This window comes from Streptomyces sp. SAI-135 (assembly GCF_029893805.1).
In the GTDB taxonomy this organism is placed as follows: Bacteria; Actinomycetota; Actinomycetes; order Streptomycetales; family Streptomycetaceae; genus Streptomyces.
This window is the reverse complement of record NZ_JARXYP010000002.1, coordinates 577854-599104: the sequence shown is the minus strand read 5'-3', so window position 1 is coordinate 599104 and position 21251 is coordinate 577854. Positions and strand designations below refer to the sequence as shown.

General features: G+C 70.4%; 2 protein-coding genes (both cut by a window edge). Both read left to right on the top strand.

What is annotated here, in order from left to right; genetic code table 11:
• Positions 1 to 9249 carry the 3' portion of a non-ribosomal peptide synthetase gene (locus tag M2163_RS07155; protein ID WP_280893462.1) on the top strand. The gene continues 7674 nt to the left of window position 1, outside the view, so only the last 9249 of its 16923 coding nucleotides appear in the window; the start codon falls outside the window, past its left edge; its stop codon occupies positions 9247 to 9249.
• On the top strand, positions 9249 to 21251 hold the 5' portion of the coding sequence (locus M2163_RS07150) for a non-ribosomal peptide synthetase (RefSeq protein WP_280893461.1). Its footprint extends 4467 nt past the window's final position; 12003 of the gene's 16470 nt are visible here — the first part of the coding sequence; its start codon is at positions 9249 to 9251; its stop codon lies off the right edge, out of view. Before M2163_RS07155 ends, M2163_RS07150 begins: the two co-directional genes overlap by 1 nt.

The following is a 21251-nucleotide window of genomic DNA, read 5'->3' as shown; positions in this document are numbered from 1 at the left end:
CAGCTGATCGACGAGTGGAACGACGACTCCGTCGGACCCGTCGATGCCACTCTCACCGAGTTGTTTGCGGTGCAGGTGGGGCGGTCGCCGGATGCGGTGGCGGTGTCTTGTGAGGGTGAGGCTCTGACGTATGCGGAGCTGGATGTGCGGGCGAACCGGCTGGCTCACTGTCTGATCGGGATGGGTGTGGGGCCGGAGTGTGTGGTGGCGGTGGTGATGGACCGTGGTGTGGACACGGTCGTGGCGTTGTTGGGTGTGGTGAAGGCGGGGGCGGCGTATTTGCCGGTGGATCCGCAGCAGCCGGTGCAGCGGCTGGGGTTCATGCTGGCTGACAGTGATGTGGTGTGTGTGGTGGCGTCGGGGTCGGTGGCGAAGGTGCTGGCGGGTTCGGTGGGTGAGGTGCCGCTGCTGGTGGTGGATGATCCTGGCACGGTGGCGGAGCTGGCCGCGATGCCTGAGGGTGCGCCGCGGGTGGGGGTGGTGCCGGATCATCCGGCGTATGTGATCTATACGTCGGGTTCGACGGGGCGTCCGAAGGGTGTGGTGGTCACGCACCGGAATGTGGCGCATTTGTTCGCGTCGGCGCGGGGTGTTTTCGAGTTCGGGCCGGATGAGGTGTGGAGCTGTTTCCACTCGTTCGCTTTCGATTTCTCCGTGTGGGAGATGTGGGGTGCTCTGCTGCACGGTGGCCGGGTGGTGGTGGTGGGTTTTGCGGTGTCGCGGTCGCCGGTGGAGTTTTTGGAGCTGCTGGTGCGGGAGCGGGTCACCGTTTTGAGTCAGACGCCGTCGGCGTTCTATCAGTTGATGGCGGCCGAGGCGGGTGGTGCGGGGCTGGGTGAGCGGCTGGCGTTGCGGTATGTGGTGTTCGGCGGGGAGGCGCTGGACCTGGCTCGGCTGGAGGGCTGGTTCGCGCGTCGTGCGGCGGGTGGGCCGGTGTTGGTGAACATGTACGGGATCACGGAGACGACCGTGCATGTGAGTCATCTGGCGCTGGACGCCGCGATGACCGGAAGCGGCGGTGGTGGCGGTGGTGGTGGGGGGAGTCTGATCGGTCGGGGTATTCCGGGGTTGCGGACGTTTGTGCTGGATGCGGGTCTGCGTCCGGTGCCGCCGGGGGTGGCGGGTGAGTTGTATGTGGCTGGTGGTGGTCTGGCGCGTGGGTATGTGGCGCGTGCGGATCTGTCGGCGCAGCGGTTTGTGGCGTGTCCGTTCGGTCGTGGTGAGCGGATGTATCGCACGGGTGATCTGGCGCGGTGGAGTGGTGCGGGGGTGCTGGAGTATCTGGGGCGTGCGGATGAGCAGGTCAAGATCCGTGGTTTCCGGATCGAGCTGGGTGAGATCGAGACCGTCCTGGCCGGCCATCCCGCTATCGAGCAGGCCGCAGTAACCGTCCGCGAAGACCAGCCCGGTGGCCCCCGGCTCGTCGGTTACATCACGCCGGACCAGGAGACCGCGGGCCGGGTGTCCACCTGGTTGCGCCTCCAGCGGGCGGGTGAGCTGGAACGCGCGGAGCGGCACGAACTGCCCAACGGCATGACCGTACTCGGGCACAACCGCACCAACATGGAGTTCCTGTACCGCGAGATCTTCGAGCAGAACGAGTACCTGAAATTCGGCGTCTCCCTCCCCGACGACGCCTGTGTGGTGGACGTGGGCGGCCACGTCGGGATGTTCTCGATGTACGTCAACGAGGTCGCGCCGACCAGCCGCATCTACGCCTTCGAGCCCATCCCCGAGCTCGCCGAGCTGTTCCGGGTCAATGCCGAACTCAACGACGTGGACGTCGTCGTGACCAACTGCGGGGTCGGCGAACACGCCGAGTCGGCGACCTTCACGTACTACCCCCAGATGTCGATCCTCTCGGGCCGCTTCGCCGACGAGGCGGCCGAGCGCACGACCCTGGAACGCTTCCTGCACAACGAGCACGTGGCCGAGGTGCGCGACGCCGACGACTCGCTCATGGGCGAGATGCTCACCGAGCGACTGCGCGGCGAACAGGTCGAGGTGGAGCTGCGCAGCCTCTCCGACCTCATCCGGGAGCACGACATCCCGGTCATCGACCTGCTGAAGATCGACGCGGAGAAGAGCGAGCTGGAGATCCTGCGCGGAATCGAGGAGAAGCACTGGCCCCTCGTCCGCCAGATCGTCGCCGAGGTGCACGACACCGACGGCCGACTCGCCGACGTCGTCGCCATGCTGCGCGACCACGGCTTCGAGGTCCGGCACGACACCGCCCCGGACGTCGCCGGAACCGGACTGCAGATGGTCTACGCCGTCCGCCCGGACGCGGTCGTCGACGGCCGTACCGAGCCCCTGCGGGCCTCGGACGCGGAGGCGGACGGCCCTCGCCGCCACGCCCCCGACCAACTCGTCGACGACGTGCGCGCACACCTCAAGCGGTGGCTCCCCGGCTACATGGTGCCCTCGTCGCTGATGCTGCTCGACAGCCTTCCGCTCACCGTCAACGGCAAGCTGGACCGCAAGGCGCTGCCCGCCCCAGACCAGGCCGCCGGCACCGGCGGGACCGGCCGGGGACCCGCCGACGCCCGCGAAGAGATCCTGTGCGCCGCCTTCGCCCAGGTGCTCGGAGCGGAGTCGGTGGGCGTGGACGACGACTTCTTCGCTCTCGGCGGCCACTCCCTGCTGGCCGTACGGCTCATGTCCCGCATCCGTGTGCTGCTCGGCGCCGAGGTGGAGATCCGGGCGCTGTTCGCCGCCCCGACCCCGGCCGGCATCGCCGCCCACCTCGCCGAACGCCGGGACGGCACCGCGCGCCGACCCGCCCTCACGGCCGCCGACGTACGCCCGGAGCGGGTACCGCTGTCCTTCGCACAACGCCGGCTGTGGTTCCTGGGCCAACTCGAAGGCCAGAGCTCCACCTACAACGCACCCTGCGTGCTCCAGCTCACCGGACGCCTCGACCAGGAAGCCCTCGCCGACGCCCTGCGCGACGTACTCGCCCGGCACGAGGCGCTGCGCACCGTCTTCCCCGCGGCGGACGGCGAGCCGTACCAACATGTCGTACCGGTGGAGGAGCTGCACTGGGAGCTGGAGCCCGTCGACCTCGTCGGGGCCGCTGCCCACGAGGTCACGGAGGCGATACGGCAGCGCGCCCGACACGCCTTCGACCTCGCGCAGGACGTGCCCTTCAAGGCGTGGCTCCTGCGCACCGGCCCGGACGAGCACGGTCTGATGCTGGTGGCCCACCACATCGCCAGCGACGGTTGGTCACTGGCACCGCTCGCACGCGACCTCTCCGCCGCCTACGCCGCACGGTGCGCGGGCCAGGCGCCGGAGTGGACCCCCCTGAGCGTGCAGTACGCGGACTACGCACTCTGGCAGCGCGAGCTGCTCGGCGACGAGAACGACCCGGACAGCCTGATGTCCCGTCAGATCGACTACTGGCGCACGGCCTTGGCCGACGCACCGGAGGAACTGGCCCTCCCCTTCGACCACTCCCGCCCCGCTGTCGCCACCCACCGCGGCCACGGCGTACCGCTGGAGGTGCCGGCCGAGGTGCATGCCCGGCTGGTGCAGGTTGCGAGGGCCGAGGGGGTGACGGTGTTCATGGTGTTGCAGGCCGCGCTGGCGGTGCTGCTGTCCGGGCTCGGTGCGGGCACGGACATTCCCATCGGTTCGGCGGTGGCGGGCCGTACGGACGAGGGTTTGGACGATCTCGTCGGCTGCTTCGTGAACACGCTGGTCGTGCGTACGGACTTGAGTGGTGATCCGACGTTTCGTGACGTGCTGGCGCGGGTGCGTGAGCGCAGTCTCGAAGCGCTGGCGCATCAGGACGTGCCGTTCGAGCGGCTGGTGGAGGAACTGGCGCCGTCACGGTCGATGGCCCGGCACCCGCTCTTCCAGGTCGTGCTCACGATGGAGAACACCATCGACGCCGCCCTCGACATCCCGGGCATGGGAGTCGAGTTGGTCTCCGTCGAACGGCCCGTGGCCAAGTTCGACCTGGACGTGATGGTCGGTGAGACCTATGACGAGCAGGGTCGTCCGGCGGGGCTGCGGGGTTCCGTGACGGTGGCAGCCGATCTCTTCGAGGCCGCGACGGTGAAGTCCGTCGCGGAGCGGTGGGTCCGCGTCCTGGAGCAGGTGGCCGAGGACCCGGCACGTCACGTGCGCGAGGTCGAGCTGGTCAGCGATGCCGAGCTCAGGCGGGTCCTGGACGACTGGAACGACACCGCGGTGGAGCCGGTCGGCGAGACCGTGTTGGGGTTGTTCGAGGCGGGGGCACGGCGGTCGCCGGGCGCGACGGCGGTGGTCGCCGGTGGCGTCGGGGTTACGTATGGCGAGTTGGATGCTCGCGCGAACCGGCTCGCCCGCTATTTGCGGGGGCAGGGTGTGGGTCCGGAGTCGGTGGTGGCGGTGGCGATGGACCGCGGCATCGACATGATCGCCACGCTGTTGGGTGTGTGGAAGGCGGGGGCGGCGTATTTGCCGGTGGATGCGGCTCTGCCGGTGGAGCGGATCGCGTTCATGCTGGCCGACAGCCGGGCCGTGCTGTTGCTGGGCATGGAGGAGGTGGTCGGGGATCTGCCGGCGGGCCGGGTGCGGGTGGTCGCGCTGGACGCGCCGCTGACGGCCATGCAGCTGGAGCAGCTCGGGGACGGGCCCCTGTCGGACGGGCCGGAGCTGCTGGCGGAGCACACGGCGTACGTCATCTATACGTCGGGTTCTACGGGGCGGCCTAAGGGTGTGGCGGTAACCCAGCGGGGGCTTGCGAACTACGTGTGCGATGTGCCGGGGCGGTTGGGCTGGGGTGAGCCTGGTGAGCGCTACGGGCTGCTGCAAGCCCAGGTGACAGACCTGGGCAACACGGTCGTCTTCACAGCGCTGACCACCGGTGGTGAGCTGCACATCCTCGACGCGGACGCGGTGGTCGACGCGGGCGCCGTTGCCCGCTACGTGGCGGAGCACCGCATCCAGCACATGAAGGTGGTGCCTTCTCATCTGGCCGCGTTGTCGTCGGTGGCCGGCATCGGGCCGGTGCTGCCGTCGCGATCGCTGGTGCTGGGTGGTGAGGCGGCCTCGCCGGAGTGGGTGCGGGAGGTCGTGGGCACCGGCGGGTGCGCGGTGTTCAACCACTACGGGCCGACCGAGACCACGATCGGCGTCCTGACCACCGACCTCGACCAGGAGTCGTTGTCCGGGGGCGTGGTACCGGTGGGAACGCCCGTCGCCAATACGCGGGTGTTCGTGCTGGACGAGTGGCTGCGGCCGGTGGCGCCCGGAGTGACGGGTGAGCTGTATGTCGCCGGAGCGCAACTCGCCCGCGGCTACACCGGGAACGGCCCACTGACGTCTGAGCGGTTCGTGGCTTCCCCGTTCCTCCGTGGTGAGCGGATGTACCGCACCGGGGACCGGGTGCGGTGGACTTCCGACGGCAAGGTGGTCTTCGCAGGGCGGGCAGATGAGCAGGTGAAGATCCGCGGGTTCCGGATCGAGCCCGGCGAGATCGAGACGGTCCTCGCCGCTCACCCCGAGGTCGACCGGGCCGTGGTCGTGGCCCGCGAGGACACGCCGGGTGACGCCCGGCTGGTCGCCTACGTCGTTCCCGCCGACGCGGACGACGTGCTGGACGAGGCCCAGCTCAAGGGGTTTGCCGCAGCTCGGTTGCCGGAGTACATGGTGCCGTCGGCGGTCGTGGTGCTGGACGCGCTCCCGTTGACGTCGAACGGCAAGCTGGACCGGCGGGCGCTGCCGGCACCCGAGTACGCGGCCTCGGGTGGTGTGAGCCGTCCCCCGGCCAACGCCCGTGAAGAGGCTCTGTGCATCGCGTTCGCCCAGGTGTTGGGCCTGGCGCCGGACTCGGTCGGTGTCGAGGACGACTTCTTCGCCCTGGGCGGGCACTCGCTGCTGGCGGTGCGCCTGATCTCCCGCGTCCGGGCCCTGCTGGGCATCGAGGTCGAGATCCGGGTGCTGTTCCAGACACCCACCCCCGCCGGCCTCGCCGCGCACCTCGAAGTGAAGGACACCGGCCCGGCCCGACCTGAACTCACGGTCGTGGAACGGCCGGAGCGCGTGCCACTGTCCTTCGCACAGCGCCGACTCTGGTTCCTGGCCCAACTGGAGGGCGACAGTGCCACGTACAACGCGCCCAACGTGCTGCGCCTCACGGGGGACTTGGACACCGGCGCGTTCGCCGAGGCGCTGCGCGATGTCGTGTGCCGTCATGAGGCGTTGCGTACGACGTTCCCGGCCGCCGACGGGGAGCCGTACCAGCGCGTCCAGCCGATCGAGGATCTGGACTGGGCCCTCGAGTACGTCGACGCAACGGCCGTGACCACGGAGGAACTGGAGGCGGCGATCCGGGAACGGGCACATTACGCCTTCGACCTGTCGGCCGAGCTGCCGATCCGTGCCACGCTGCTCAGGACGGGCACCCGGGAACACCAGTTGGTCCTGGTCGTCCATCACATCGCCAGTGACGGCTGGTCCATGACACCGCTGGCCACCGACCTCGCGCGCGCCTACGCGGCTCGCCGCCGGGGGGAGCGGCCCGAGTGGGCGCCGCTGCCGGTGCAGTACGCCGACTACACGCTCTGGCAGCGCGGGCTGCTGGGCGACGAGGACGATCCGGAGAGCCGGCTCTCCCGTCAGATCGACTACTGGCGCGGTGCCCTGGACGGCGCGCCGGAGGAACTGGCCCTTCCCTTCGACCACTCCCGCCCGGTCACCGCCACGCACCGCGCGCACAGCCTGCCGCTTCAGGTACCGGCCGAAGTCCACTCAGGACTGGCTGAGCTGGCGAGGGCCGAGGGCGTGACGGTGTTCATGGTCTTGCAGGCCGCGCTCGCGGTACTGCTGTCCCGGCTGGGTGCGGGCACGGACATTCCCATCGGTTCGGCGGTGGCGGGCCGTACGGACGAGGGCTTGGACGATCTCGTCGGCTGCTTCGTGAACACGCTGGTCGTGCGTACGGACCTGAGTGGTGATCCGACGTTCCGTGACGTGCTGGTGCGGGTGCGTGAGCGCAGTCTTGAGGCGCTGGCGCATCAGGACGTGCCGTTCGAGCGGCTGGTGGAGGAACTGGCGCCGTCACGGTCGATGGCCCGGCACCCGCTCTTCCAGGTCGTGCTGACCACCGACGCCATGGGCGAGTCGATGCTCGAACTGGACGATCTCGAAGTCGAGTTGCTTCCGATCACCCGGCCCGCGGCCAAGTTCGATCTGGACGTGATGGTCGGTGAGACCCATGACGAGCAGGGTCGTCCGGCGGGGCTGCGGGGTTCCGTGACAGTGGCAGCCGATCTCTTCGAGGCCGCGACGGTGAAGTCCGTCGCGGAGCGGTGGGTCCGCGTCCTGGAGCAGGTGGCCCATGGGCCGGAGCTGCGCCTGCGCGAGGTGGACGTCGTCGCTGACGCGGAGATGCGACAGCTCTTGGACGACTGGAACGACACTGCGGTCGAGCGTCCGGACACGTCGGTGGTCGCGCTGTTCGAGGAGCAGGTGCGGCGGACGCCGGGTGCGGTGGCCGTGGTCTCGGGTGAAGTGGGGCTGTCGTACGAGGAGTTGGACGTCCGGGCCAATCGGTTGGCTCACTACCTGCGGGGCCAGGGGGTCGGCGCGGAGTCCGTGGTCGCGGTGGCGATGGACCGGGGCGTGGACATGATCGCCACGCTGTTGGGTGTGTGGAAGGCGGGGGCGGCGTATTTGCCGGTGGATGCGGCTCTGCCGGTGGAGCGGATCGCGTTCATGCTCGCCGACAGTCGGGCCGTGCTGTTGCTGGGCATGGAAGACGTCGTCGGAGACTTGCCGGCCGGTCGGGTGCGGGTGGTCGCGCTGGACGCGCCGCTGACAGCGATGCAGCTCGCTGCCGCCGAACCGGAGGCGCCCGGGGCAGAGGTCTGTGCTGATGCGCTCGCCTACGTCATCTATACGTCGGGTTCGACGGGCCGGCCGAAGGGTGTGGCGGTCACCCACGGTGGGTTGGCGAACTACGTGTGCGATGTGCCGGGACGGTTGGGTTGGGGTGAGCCGGGTGAGCGCTACGGGCTGTTGCAGGCCCAGGTGACCGACCTCGGCAACACGGTCGTGTTCACCGCGCTGACCACCGGCGGCGAGCTGCACATTCTCGACGCGGACGCGGTGGTGGACGCGGGCGCCGTTGCCCGCTACGTGGCGGAGCACCGCATCCAGCACATGAAGGTGGTGCCTTCCCACCTGGCCGCGCTCTCCTCGGTGGCCGGCATCGGTCCGGTGCTGCCGTCGCGATCCGTGGTGCTGGGTGGTGAGGCGGCCTCGCCGGAGTGGGTGCGGGAGGTCGTAGGCACCGGCGGGTGCGCGGTGTTCAACCACTACGGGCCGACCGAGACCACCATCGGCGTCCTGACCACCGGCCTCGATCGGGAGTCGGTGTCCGGGGGCGTGGTACCGGTGGGAACGCCCGTTGCCAACACCCGGGCCTTCGTGCTGGATGAGTGGCTGCGGCCGGTGGCGCCCGGTGTGACGGGGGAGCTGTATGTCGCGGGGGCGCAGTTGGCACGTGGATACGTCGGCAACACACCGCTGTCCGCTGAGCGGTTCGTAGCCTGTCCGTTCCGTTCCGGGGAGCGGATGTATCGCACCGGGGACCGGGTGCGGTGGAGCCCTCGGGGGCAGTTGGTGTTCGCCGGGCGCGTGGATGACCAGGTCAAGATCCGTGGGTTCCGGATCGAGCCTGGTGAGGTCGAGGCGGTGGTCGCGGCGCATCCGGAGGTCGATCGGGCTGTGGTGGTGGCCCGCGAGGACACCCCGGGGGACGTCCGCCTAGTGGCTTACGTCGTAGCGGCTGATCCGGAAGATGCTCTGGATGGCGGTCAGTTGAAGGACTTTGCCGCTGCCCGGTTGCCGGAGTACATGGTGCCGTCGGCGGTCGTGGTGCTGGACGCATTGCCCCTGACGTCGAACGGCAAGCTGGACCGGCGGGCGCTGCCGGCGCCCGAGTACGCGGCCTCGGGTGGTGTGAGCCGTCCCCCGGCCAACGCCCGCGAAGAAGCCCTGTGCACCGCGTTCGCGCAGGTGCTGAGCCTGGCACCGGACTCGGTCGGTGTCGAGGACGACTTCTTCGCCCTGGGCGGGCACTCCCTGCTCGCCGTGCGCCTGATCTCCCGCATCCGGGCCCTGCTGGGCGCCGAGGTCGAGATCCGGGTGCTGTTCCAGACACCCACCCCGGCGGGCCTCGCCGCCGAGCTCGACCAACAGCCGGCTCGGCCGGAAAGGCCGGCACTGCGGCCGATGCGTATGGAGGAGCACTGATGATCCCGTTGTCATTCGCTCAGCGCCGGCTGTGGTTCCTCGGTCGGCTAGAGGGCCCCAACCCGATGTACAACAGCACTGCCGTGGCCCGTATCACCGGCGAACTGGACCGGGACGCTCTCGCCGCCGCATTGCTGGACGTCATCGGCCGACACGAGTCGCTGCGTACGGTCTTCCCGGCCACGGACGGCGAGCCGTACCAGCACATCATGACGCCGGAGACGCTCGACTGGCAGCTGCAGACCGCCGACCTGAGCGCGGCCACCACCGACGAGCTGAACGCGGCCATCGAGGAGCGAGCGCGCTACGCCTTCGACCTGGCCACCGACACGCCGATCCGGGCATGGCTGCTGCGCACCGGAGCCGACGAGCACGTCCTGGTGCTCGCGCTGCACCACATCGCCAGCGACGGTTGGTCCCTGGGCCCGCTAGCCCGCGACATCTCCACCGCGTACGCGGCTCGGCGCGACGGGCGGGAGCCGGACTGGGTGCCGTTGCCGGTGCAGTACGCCGACTACGCGCTGTGGCAACGGGAACTGCTCGGCGACGAGAACGACCCGCAGAGCCTGATGTCGCGGCAGGTGGACTACTGGCGCGAGGCATTGGCCGGCATCCCCGACGAGCTGGTCCTGCCCGCCGACCGGCCACGTCCCTCCGTCGCCTCGCACCGCGGGCACTCCCGCGACTTCGCCGTCCCCGCAGATGTGCATGCCCGGTTGGTGGAGTTGGCCCGGGCCGAGGGCGTAACGGTGTTCATGGTCTTGCAGGCCGCACTCGCGGTACTGCTGTCCCGGCTGGGCGCGGGTTCGGACATCCCGATCGGTTCGGCGGTGGCCGGTCGTACGGACGAAGGGCTGGACGACCTCGTCGGCTGCTTCGTGAACACGCTGGTCGTGCGGACGGACTTGAGCGGTGATCCCACGTTCCGGGATGTGCTGGCGCGGGTGCGGGAGCGCAGCCTTGAGGCGCTGGCCTATCAGGATGTGCCGTTCGAGCGGCTGGTGGAGGAACTGGCGCCGTCGCGGTCGATGGCACGGCACCCGCTCTTCCAGATCGTCCTCACCACGCATGCGATGGGCGAGGCCGAGCTGCAACTCGAAGGCGTCGACGTTGAGCTGCTGCCGGTGGACCGGCCCGCGGCGAAGTTCGACCTGGACGTGATGGTCGGTGAGACCCGTGACGCGCGCGGCCGGCCGGCTGGGTTGCGCGGCGCAGTGACCGCGGCGGCGGATCTGTTCGACCCCGAGACGGTGGAGTCCATCGCCGAGCGGTGGGCGCGGGTGCTCCACCAACTCGTTGCTTCCCCCGACCGGCGGCTGCGCGAGATGCAGGTACTGACCGGCGCCGAGCGGCGGCGGGTGCTGGAGGAGTGGAACGACACCGAGACCGAGGCGCCTGGAGCACCTACCACGGTTGTCGAGGGCTTCGAGGAGCAGGCGCGGCGGTCGCCGGGCGCGACGGCGGTGGTTGCCGGTGGCGTCGGGGTGACGTATGGCGAGTTGGATGCTCGCGCGAACCGGCTCGCCCGCTATTTGCGGGGGCAGGGTGTGGGTCCGGAGTCGGTGGTGGCGGTGGCGATGGACCGCGGCATCGACATGATCGCCACGCTGTTGGGTGTGTGGAAGGCGGGGGCGGCGTATCTGCCGGTGGATGCGGCTCTGCCGGTGGAGCGGATCGCGTTCATGCTGGCCGACAGCCGGGCCGTGCTGTTGCTGGGTATGGAGGATGTGGTCGGGGATCTGCCGGCGGGCCGGGTGCGGGTGGTGGCGCTGGACGCGCCGCTGACGGCGATGCAGCTTGAGGCGGCGGAGCCCACCGCGCCCGGAGTGGCGGTGGCCGGGGACGGGCTTGCGTATGTCATCTATACGTCGGGTTCGACGGGGCGGCCGAAGGGTGTGGCGGTCACCCAGCGGGGGCTTGCGAACTATGTGAGCAGTGTTCCCGGCCGGTTGGGCTGGGGTGCGCCGGGTGAGCGGTACGGGCTGTTGCAGGCCCAGGTGACCGACCTGGGCAACACGGTCGTGTTCACGGCGCTGACCACTGGTGGTGAGCTGCACATCCTTGACGCGGACGCGGTGGTGGATGCGGGTGCCGTTGCCCGCTACGTGGCGGAGCACCGGATTGACCACGTCAAGGCAGTGCCCTCCCACCTTGCCGCGCTTTCGTCGGTGGCCGGGATCGGCCCGGTACTGCCCCGCAAGTCCCTGGTGCTGGGCGGCGAGGCGGCCTCGCCGGAGTGGGTGCGGGAGGTCGTGGACGCCGGGGTGTGCGCGGTGTTCAACCACTACGGGCCGACCGAGACCACGATCGGCGTGCTGACCGGCAGTCTGGACGGGCCGAGCGTCGCGCAGGGTGTGGTGCCTGTGGGGACGCCGGTGGCGAACACGCGGGTGTTCGTGCTGGATGAGTGGCTGCGGCCGGTGGCGCCCGGTGTGACGGGTGAGCTGTATGTCGCGGGGGCGCAACTCGCGCGTGGCTATGTCGGCAATGCGCCGCTGTCCGCTGAGCGGTTTGTGGCCTGTCCGTTCCGTTCCGGTGAGCGGATGTACCGCACCGGGGACCGGGTGCGGTGGACTTCCGACGGGCGGGTGGTGTTCGCAGGTCGGGCAGATGAGCAGGTGAAGGTCCGCGGGTTCCGGATCGAGCCCGGTGAGATCGAGACGGTCCTCGCCGCTCACCCCGAGGTCGACCGGGCTGTGGTCGTGGCCCGCGAGGACACGCCGGGTGACGCCCGGCTGGTTGCCTACGTCGTTCCCGCCGACGCGGACGACGTGCTGGACGAGGCCCAGCTCAAGTCGTTTGCCGCCACCCGCTTGCCGGAGTACATGGTGCCGTCGGCGGTCGTGGTGCTGGACGCGCTCCCGTTGACGTCGAACGGCAAGCTGGACCGGCGGGCGCTGCCAGCACCTGAGTACGCGGCCTCCGGTGGCGTGAGCCGTCCCCCGGCCAACGCCCGCGAAGAAGCCCTGTGCACCGCGTTCGCGCAGGTGCTGGGCCTGGCACCGGACTCGGTCGGAGTCGAGGACGACTTCTTCGCCCTGGGCGGGCACTCCCTGCTCGCCGTCCGCCTGATCTCCCGCATCCGCGCGCTGCTGGGCATCGAGCTGGAGATTCGGGTGCTGTTCCAGACACCCACCCCCGCCGGCCTCGCCGCCGAGCTCGACGCCCAGGACACCGGCCCCGCCCGGCCCGAGCTCACGGTCGTGGAACGGCCGGAGCGCGTGCCGCTGTCCTACGCGCAGCGCCGACTCTGGTTCCTGGCCCAGTTGGAGGGCCCCAACCCCTCGTACAACCTGCCCGTCGTGCTGCGGCTGACCGGAGATCTGGACGCCGACACGCTCGCCGTGGCGTTGCGTGATGTCATCGGCCGGCACGAAGCGTTGCGTACGACCTTCCCGGCGGCGGACGGCGAGCCGTACCAGCGGATCGTCCCCTCCGAGGAACTCCACTGGCAGCTGGAATACCTCGACCTCACGTCCGGGTCGCAGGACGACGTCGTGAACGCCGTCGCCGAACGCGCCCGGCACGTACTCGACATCGAGCACGACATCCCCATCCGCGGGACGCTGCTGCAGACCAGCGCGGACGAATACGTACTCGTTCTCCTGCTGCACCACATAGCCACCGACGGCTGGTCGATGAGCCCGTTGGCACACGACCTGTCGCTCGCCTACGCGGCCCGCCGCCAGGGGCGGCAACCCGAGTGGACACCGCTGACAGTGCAGTACGCGGACTACACGCTGTGGCAGCGGGAGCTGCTCGGCGACGACAACGACCCGGACAGCGTCGTCTCCCGCCAGATGGCGTACTGGCGTGAGGCCCTGCGCGACACACCGGAAGAGCTGGCGCTGCCCTACGACCATCAGCGCCCGGCCGCCGCCACGCACCGCGCGCACAGCCTGCCGCTTCAGGTACCAGCCGAAGTCCACTCAGGGCTGGCGGAGTTGGCCAGGGCCGAGGGCGTGACGGTGTTCATGGTCTTGCAGGCCGCGCTCGCGGTACTGCTGTCCCGGCTCGGGGCCGGCACGGACATTCCCATCGGTTCGGCGGTGGCGGGCCGTACCGATGAGGGGCTGGACGACCTTGTCGGGTGCTTCCTGAACACGCTGGTCGTGCGCACGGACCTGAGTGGTGATCCGACGTTCCGTGACGTGCTGGCGCGGGTGCGGGAAGGGAGTCTTGAGGCGCTGGCGCATCAGGACGTGCCTTTCGAGCGGTTGGTGGAGGAGCTGTCGCCGTCGCGGTCGCTGGCCCGACACCCGCTGTTCCAGGTCGTCCTGACGAAGCAGAACACCGTTGAGGCGGTTCTCGACCTGGACGGCGTCCACGTCGAGCCCGTATCGGCGACCCGGCGTTGGGCGAAGTTCGACCTGGACGTGATGGTCGCGGAGACCCATGACGAGCAGGGGCGTCCGGCGGGGCTGCGCGGCGCGATGACGGTGGCTGCGGATCTGTTCGAACCATCGACGCTCGAGTCGATCACAAGATGGTGGGTGCGCGTACTGGAGCAGGTCGCGGCCACGCCGGACGAGAGCGTGCGTGCCATTGAGCTGTTGACGGGTGCGGAGCTGTGGCGGGTGGTGGGGGAGTGGAACGACACCACGGCGGAGCGTCCGGACACTTCGGTGGTCGCGCTGTTCGAGGAGCAGGTGCGGCGGTCGCCGGAGGCGGTGGCGGTGGTCGCCGGTGGTGTGGGTGTGTCGTACGGGGAGCTGGATGCCCGCGCGAATCGGCTTGCCCGCTACCTGACGGGTCTTGGTGTGGGGCCGGAGTCGGTGGTGGGGTTGTGTCTGCCGCGTGGGGTGGACATGGTCGCGGCGATTCTCGGGGTGTGGAAGGCGGGGGCGGCGTATCTGCCGGTGGATGCGGCTCTGCCGGTGGAGCGGATCGCGTTCATGCTGGCCGACAGCCGGGCCGTGCTGTTGTTGGGCATGGAGGATGTGGTCGGGGATCTGCCGGCGGGGCGCGTGCGGGTGGTGGCGCTGGACGCGCCGCTGACGGCGATGCAGCTGGAGGCGGCGGAGCCCACCGCGCCCGGAGTGGCGGTGGCCGGGGACGGGCTCGCGTATGTCATCTACACGTCGGGTTCGACGGGGCGGCCGAAAGGTGTGGCGGTCACCCACGGTGGTTTGGCGAACTACGTGTGCGATGTGCCGGGACGGTTGGGCTGGGGTGAGCCGGATGAGCGCTACGGGCTGCTTCAAGCCCAGGTGACCGACCTCGGCAACACGGTCGTGTTCACGGCGCTGACCACTGGTGGTGAGCTGCATATCCTCGACGCGGACGCGGTGGTGGATGCGGGTGCTGTTGCCCGCTATGTGGCGGAGCACCGCATTCAGCACATGAAGGTGGTGCCTTCCCACCTGGCCGCGCTCTCCTCGGTGGCCGGCATCGGTCCGGTGCTGCCGTCGCGATCGCTGGTGCTGGGTGGTGAGGCGGCCTCGCCGGAGTGGGTGCGGGAGGTCGTGGGCACCGGCGGGTGTGCGGTGTTCAACCACTACGGGCCGACCGAGACCACGATCGGTGTCCTGACCACCGTCCTCGATGGGGAGTCGGTGTCCGGGGGCGTGGTACCTGTGGGAACGCCCGTCGCCAATACGCGGGTGTTCGTGCTGGATGAGTGGCTGCGGCCGGTGGCGCCCGGTGTGACGGGTGAGCTGTATGTCGCGGGGGCGCAGCTCGCGCGTGGCTATGTCGGCAATGCGCCGTTGTCTGCTGAGCGGTTCGTGGCGTGTCCGTTCGGCCGGGGTGAGCGGATGTATCGCACCGGGGACCGGGTGCGGTGGAGCGCTCAGGGGCAGTTGGTGTTCGCCGGGCGGGCTGATGAGCAGGTGAAGATCCGTGGGTTCCGGATCGAGCCGGGTGAGGTCGAGGCAGTGGTTGCGGCGCATCCGGAGGTCGATCGGGCTGCGGTGGTGGCCCGCGAGGACACCCCAGGCGATGTCCGGCTGGTTGCCTACGTCGTTCCGGCCGATCCCGAAGACAGCCTTGACGGCGGTCAGTTGAAGGACTTTGCTGCTGCCCGGTTGCCGGAGTACATGGTGCCGTCGGCGGTCGTGGTACTGGACGCGTTGCCCCTGACGTCGAACGGCAAGCTCGACCGGCGGGCGCTGCCGGCGCCCGAGTATGCGGCCTCCGGTGGTGTGAGCCGTCCCCCGGCCAACGCCCGTGAAGAGGCTCTGTGCACCGCGTTCGCGCAGGTGCTGGGCCTGGAGTCGGTCGGGGTCGAGGATGACTTCTTCGCCCTGGGCGGGCACTCCCTGCTCGCGGTGCGCCTGATCTCCCGCATCCGGGCCCTGCTGGGCGTCGAGGTGGAGATCCGGGTACTGTTCCAGACACCCACCCCGGCCGGTCTCGCCGCCGAGCTCGACGCCCAGGACACCGGCCCCGCCCGGCCCGAGCTCACAGTGGTGGAACGGCCGGAGCGCCTGCCGCTGTCCTACGCGCAGCGCCGACTCTGGTTCCTGGCCCAGTTGGAGGGGCCGAGCCCGACGTACAACATCCCGATGGTGCTACGGCTGTCCGCGGACGTCGACCGGGCCGCGCTGGCGGCGGCGTTGCGGGACGTGATGGGCCGGCACGAGGTGCTGCGGACGACGTTCCCGGCGGCGGACGGCGAGCCGTACCAGCGGATCGTCCCCTCCGAGGAGCTCCACTGGCAGCTGGAGGTCGTGGACCTCATCGGTGCATCGGAGGACCGGGTCACGGCCGCGATAGCGGAGCGTGCGCGGCATCCGTTCGATCTGGGGGCCGAACTTCCCCTTCGGGGCTCGCTGTTGGAGACCGGCGCGGGCGAGTGTGTGCTCGTGCTGGTGGTGCACCACATCGCCAGTGACGGCTGGTCGAAGGGGCCGTTGGCGCGGGATCTGTCGGTCGCGTATGCGGCGCGGTGCGATGGCGGCCGGTTGCCGCAGTGGGCGCCGCTGGCGGTGCAGTACGCGGATTACGCGCTGTGGCAGCGGGAGTTGCTCGGCGACGAGAGCGATCCGGAGAGCCTGATATCGCGGCAGGTGGCTTACTGGGCCGCGACGTTGGACGGTGCGCCCGAGGAGCTGGCCCTGCCCGCAGATCGGCCGCGTCCAGCCGTGCCGTCGTACCGCGGGCACGCGAACGAGTTCGTCGTCTCTGCTGATGTGCACGCACGGCTGGTGGAGTTGGCCAGGGCCGAGGGCGTGACGGTGTTCATGGTGCTCCAGGCCGCGCTTGCCGTTCTGCTGTCGCGGCTCGGGGCGGGCACGGACATTCCGATCGGCTCCGCAGTGGCCGGTCGTACGGACGAGGGCCTGGACGACCTCGTCGGCTTCTTCATCAACACCCTCGTCATCCGTACCGACCTGACCGGCGACCCCACCTTCCAGGACGTGCTGGCCAGGGTCCGCGAGCGCAGCCTTGAAGCCCTCGCTCACCAGGACGTACCGTTCGAGCGGCTGGTGGAGGAGCTGTCCCCGACTCGGTCCCTGGCTCGTCATCCGCTGTTCCAGGTCATGCTCACCCTCCAGAACCTCGACGAGCGGCACCCGGCCGACCTTCCGGACGGCCGACTCCCGGTCGTCGCCGGCGTTTCCGGGGCTGCCGGTGCCCTGACCGCCGTATCCAAGTTCGACCTGGATGTCGTCGTGCGCGAGGTGCTGACACCGGACGGTGGCGCGGCCGGGCTGCGCGGCTCCTTCGGTGGGGCGGCTGATCTCTTCGACACGGAGTCCGTGGCGGCGCTCACCGAGCGATGGGTGCGGGTGCTGGAGCAGATGGCGGTGGCTCCGGAACAGCGGTTGCACGACGTGCAGGTGCTCTCCGACGCGGAATCGCGGCAGCTGGCGGGTCAGTGGAGTGCGGCGGAGGACCTCGGTTCCGCGGCGTCCGTGATCGAGCTGTTCGAGGCGCAGGTGCTGCGCACGCCGGGCGGGCCCGCACTGCTGGGCGACGGCGTCGAGGTGTCGTACGCGGAGCTGGACGCAAGGGCGAACCGTCTGGCGCGCCACCTGCTCGGCCGCGGTGTGGGCGCCGAGTCCGTGGTGGCTGTCGTGCTGGAGCGCGGCGCGGACCTGATCGCCGCCCTGCTGGGTGTGTTGAAGGCGGGCGCGGCGTATCTGCCGATCGATCCGCGACAGCCGGCCGAGCGGCTGGGATACATGCTCGCCGACAGCGGCGCTCAGCATGTCGTGACCTCCCGGGCTTGCGCCCGGCTCCTGGACGACGCCGCCATGGCGACCGAGCCGCCGCGCACGGTGGTGGACGATCCGTCGGTGGCGGAGGGGATCGCCCACCAGGACGCGGTAGCCGTGACCGAAGCCGAGCGCGGCGGAGCGGTGTTGGCGGAGCAGGCCGCGTACGTGATCTACACCTCCGGCTCCACGGGGCGCCCCAAGGGAGTCGTGCTCTCCCACGCGGGCGCCGTGAACCTCGCTCGTGCCCAGGCGCGCCGGCTCGGCGTCGAACCGGGCAGCCGGGTGCTGCAGTTCGCCAGTGCCGGATTCGACGCGGCGACCTCTGAGTTGCTGATGGCGCTGACCGCCGGCGCGGCCCTCGTCGTCGCTCCGGCCGAGACGCTGGCCCCCGGCGCAGGGCTGGCGGAGGTCGTGGCGCGGTGGCGGGTCAGCCATGCGACGTTGCCGCCGGCGGTGTTGGCGGTGGAGCAGGCAGCCGACTACTCCTCGCTTCGTACGCTCGTGTCGGCAGGTTCTGCGCTGGACGCGCGGGTGGCTGCGCGTTGGGCGCAGGGCCGGGATCTGGTCAACGCCTACGGGCCCACCGAGACCACCGTGTGCGCCACGATGTCCGCGCCGCTGGCCGGAGACGGTGCGGGAGGAGTGGCGGGCCCGGCGGGCGGGAAGAGCCCGGACGTCGGGGAGGGCCCGGCGGGCGGGATGGTCGGGCTCGTCGACCTCGGCTCGCCGATCGCGAACACCCGGGTGTTCGTGCTCGACGAGTGGCTGCGGCCGGTGGCGCCCGGGGTGACCGGAGAGCTGTACGTCGCCGGCGTCCAACTCGCCCGCGGCTACGCGGGAAACGGACCGCTGACCTCCGAACGGTTCACCGCCTGCCCGTACCCGCTGAACGGCTCCGGGGAGCGGATGTACCGCACCGGCGACCGGGTGCGCCGGACCTCCGACGGCCGGCTGGTGTTCGCCGGCCGGGCGGACGACCAGGTGAAGATCCGTGGGTTCCGAATCGAACCGGGTGAGGTGCAGGCGGTCGTCGCCGCGCACCCGGGGGTTGCACAGGCCGCAGTGGTGGCCCACGCGGACGGGGCCGACGAGCTGCGGCTTGTGGCCTACGTCGTCCCGGTCGCCGGAGACCCGACAGCAGCCGGCACCGGAACCGGAGCTGGAAACGGCGCCGGGGTCGACACCGACCAGGCACGGCGGGCGCTGCCCGAGGACGTGCGGTCGCTGGTGCGGGAGCGGCTGCCGGAGTACATGGTGCCGTCGGCGGTCGTGGTGCTGGACGCTCTGCCGCTGACCGTGAACGGCAAGGTGGATCGCGCGGCGCTGCCCGCACCCCACCTCACCGCCGGCGGTTCCGGCCGAGCTCCTGCCGACGCTCGCGAGGAACTGCTGTGCGCGGCGTTCGCGCAGGTCCTCGGGGTCGAGTCGGTCGGTGTCGACGACGACTTCTTCGCCCTCGGCGGGCATTCACTGCTGGCGGCGCGACTGATCTCCCGGATCCGCGTGCTGCTGGGCGTGGAGGTGACGATCCGGTCGCTGTTCCAGACGCCGACTCCCGCCGGGCTCGCGGCACTTGTGGCCGAGCGGGAAGCGGAAGGTGCGGAGCGGCCGTCGCTGACCGAGTCGCGGGAACGGCCCGAGCGGGTGCCGCTGTCCTTCGCGCAGCAGCGGTTGTGGTTCCTCGCTCAGCTGGAGGGCAGTGACCTCGGTACGTACAACACCCCCAGTGTGCTGCGTCTTTCGGGTGCGGTGGACCGGGTGGCGTTGGAGCGGGCGCTGCGGGACGTGATCGGGCGGCACGAGGTGCTACGGACGGTCTTCCCGGCGGTGGACGGCGAGCCGTACCAACGGGTGCTGTCCGTCGAGGAGTTGGACTGGCACCTGGAGGTCGTGGATCTGCTCGGGACGCCGGCGGAAAACATGACGCCGGTGGGGCCATCGGCGGACGACCCGACAGCCGACGCGGTGGCTCAGCGGGCGCGCCGTGCGTTCGACCTCGCCGTCGAGGTACCGATCCGGGCGTCGCTGCTGCGGACCGGTGCGGACGAATGGGTGCTGGTGCTGGTGGTGCACCACATCGCGAGTGACGGTTGGTCGATGGGGCCGCTGGCACGGGACCTGATGGCGGCGTACTCGGCACGGTGTGACGGGGGCCGGCCCCCGGAGTGGGCGCCGTTGCCGGTGCAGTACGCGGATTACGCTCTGTGGCAACGGGAGTTGCTCGGCGCCGAGAGCGATCCCGACAGCCTTCTCTCGCGCCAGGTGGATTACTGGCGGGAGGCGCTGGCCGGTGCGCCCGAGGAACTGGAGCTGCCGTTCGACAGGCCGCGCCCTACCGTTGCCGGCCATCGCGCCCACAACGTCCACGTCGACCTGAACGCCGAAGCACACGCCCGTCTGGTGGAGTTGGCCAGGACCGAGGGCGTCACGGTGTTCATGGTGCTGCAGGCCGCGCTGGCGGTGCTGCTGTCCCGGCTCGGTGCGGGCGAGGACATCCCGATCGGCTCGGCGGTGGCCGGCCGTACGGACGAGGGGCTCGACGACCTCGTCGGGTTCTTCGTCAACACCCTCGTCATCCGTACCGACCTGAGCGGCGATCCGACGTTCCGTGACGTGCTCGTACGGGTCCGGGAGCGGAGCCTGGAAGCGCTCGCGCACCAGGACGTGCCCTTCGAACGGCTGGTACTGGAACTGGCGCCGACGCGGTCGCTGGCCCGCCACCCGCTGTTCCAGGTGACCCTCAACCTCCAGAACCTGGAACAGCGTGGCGTGGACGACGTGGTCCGCTCGTCGCGGCTGCCTGTCGTGGAGGAACCGCCGGGCGAAGCTGACCGGTTGGCGGCCGTGTCCAAGTTCGACCTGGAGGTCGTGGCCAGGGAGACCCGGGACGCCCAGCGACGGCCGAACGGACTGTGGCTCTCCGTCAGCGGTGCTGTCGACCTTTTCGACGCGGTTTCCGTGGAACGAATCGCGCAGCGTCTCCTGCGCGTGCTGGAGCAGGTGCTGGCCGCCCCGGGGGTCCGGGTGCGACAGGTAGGAGTGCTGTCGGAGGCGGAGTTCCACCAAGTGGTGGAGGAGTGGAACGACACGGCCGTGCCGCCCCCGGCCGAGTTGGTGGTGGACAGGTTCGAGCGGTGGGTGTCGCGTACGCCGGAACGGGTGGCGCTGGTCGGTGCTGACGGCGCCGAGCTGACCTACGCCGACCTCGACGCGCGGGCGAACGGAGTGGCGCGCCGACTCGCCGACCTCGGAGTGGGCCCGGAGTCCACCGTGGGAGTCGTGCTCGACCGCGGCATCGATCTCGTGGTCGCGCTGCTGGGGGTGTGGAAGGCGGGGGCGGCATTCGTGCCGGTCGACCCCGAGTATCCGGCGGAACGGACCACCTTCATGCTCACCGACAGCGCCGCCGCCTGCGTGCTGACGTCGAACGTCTATGCCTCTCGGATCACCGGGCTGCCCTCCATCGAGGTCGCGGGAGTCGGGCCGTCGGCCGAGTTCGCCCCGTCCGCCGGACGGGGCCCCGCCGGACATCGACCGGCCGACCGGAGCTCGGACGGACTGGCGTACGTGATGTACACCTCCGGCTCTACCGGGCGGCCGAAGGGTGTGGCAGTCACGCACGGAGACGTGGCGGCGCTCGTGTCGGACCGGTGCTGGGGGCTGACGCCGGATTCGGCGGTGCTGTTCCACGCGCCGCACGTCTTCGACGTGTCGGTGTACGAGGTGTGGGCACCCCTGGTGGCAGGCGCCCGGGTCGTCGTGGCCCCGGCGGGGCGCGTCGACGGGGCGTTGATCCGGAGGTGCGGGGCGTCGCATGTGCATGTGACGGCCGGGTTG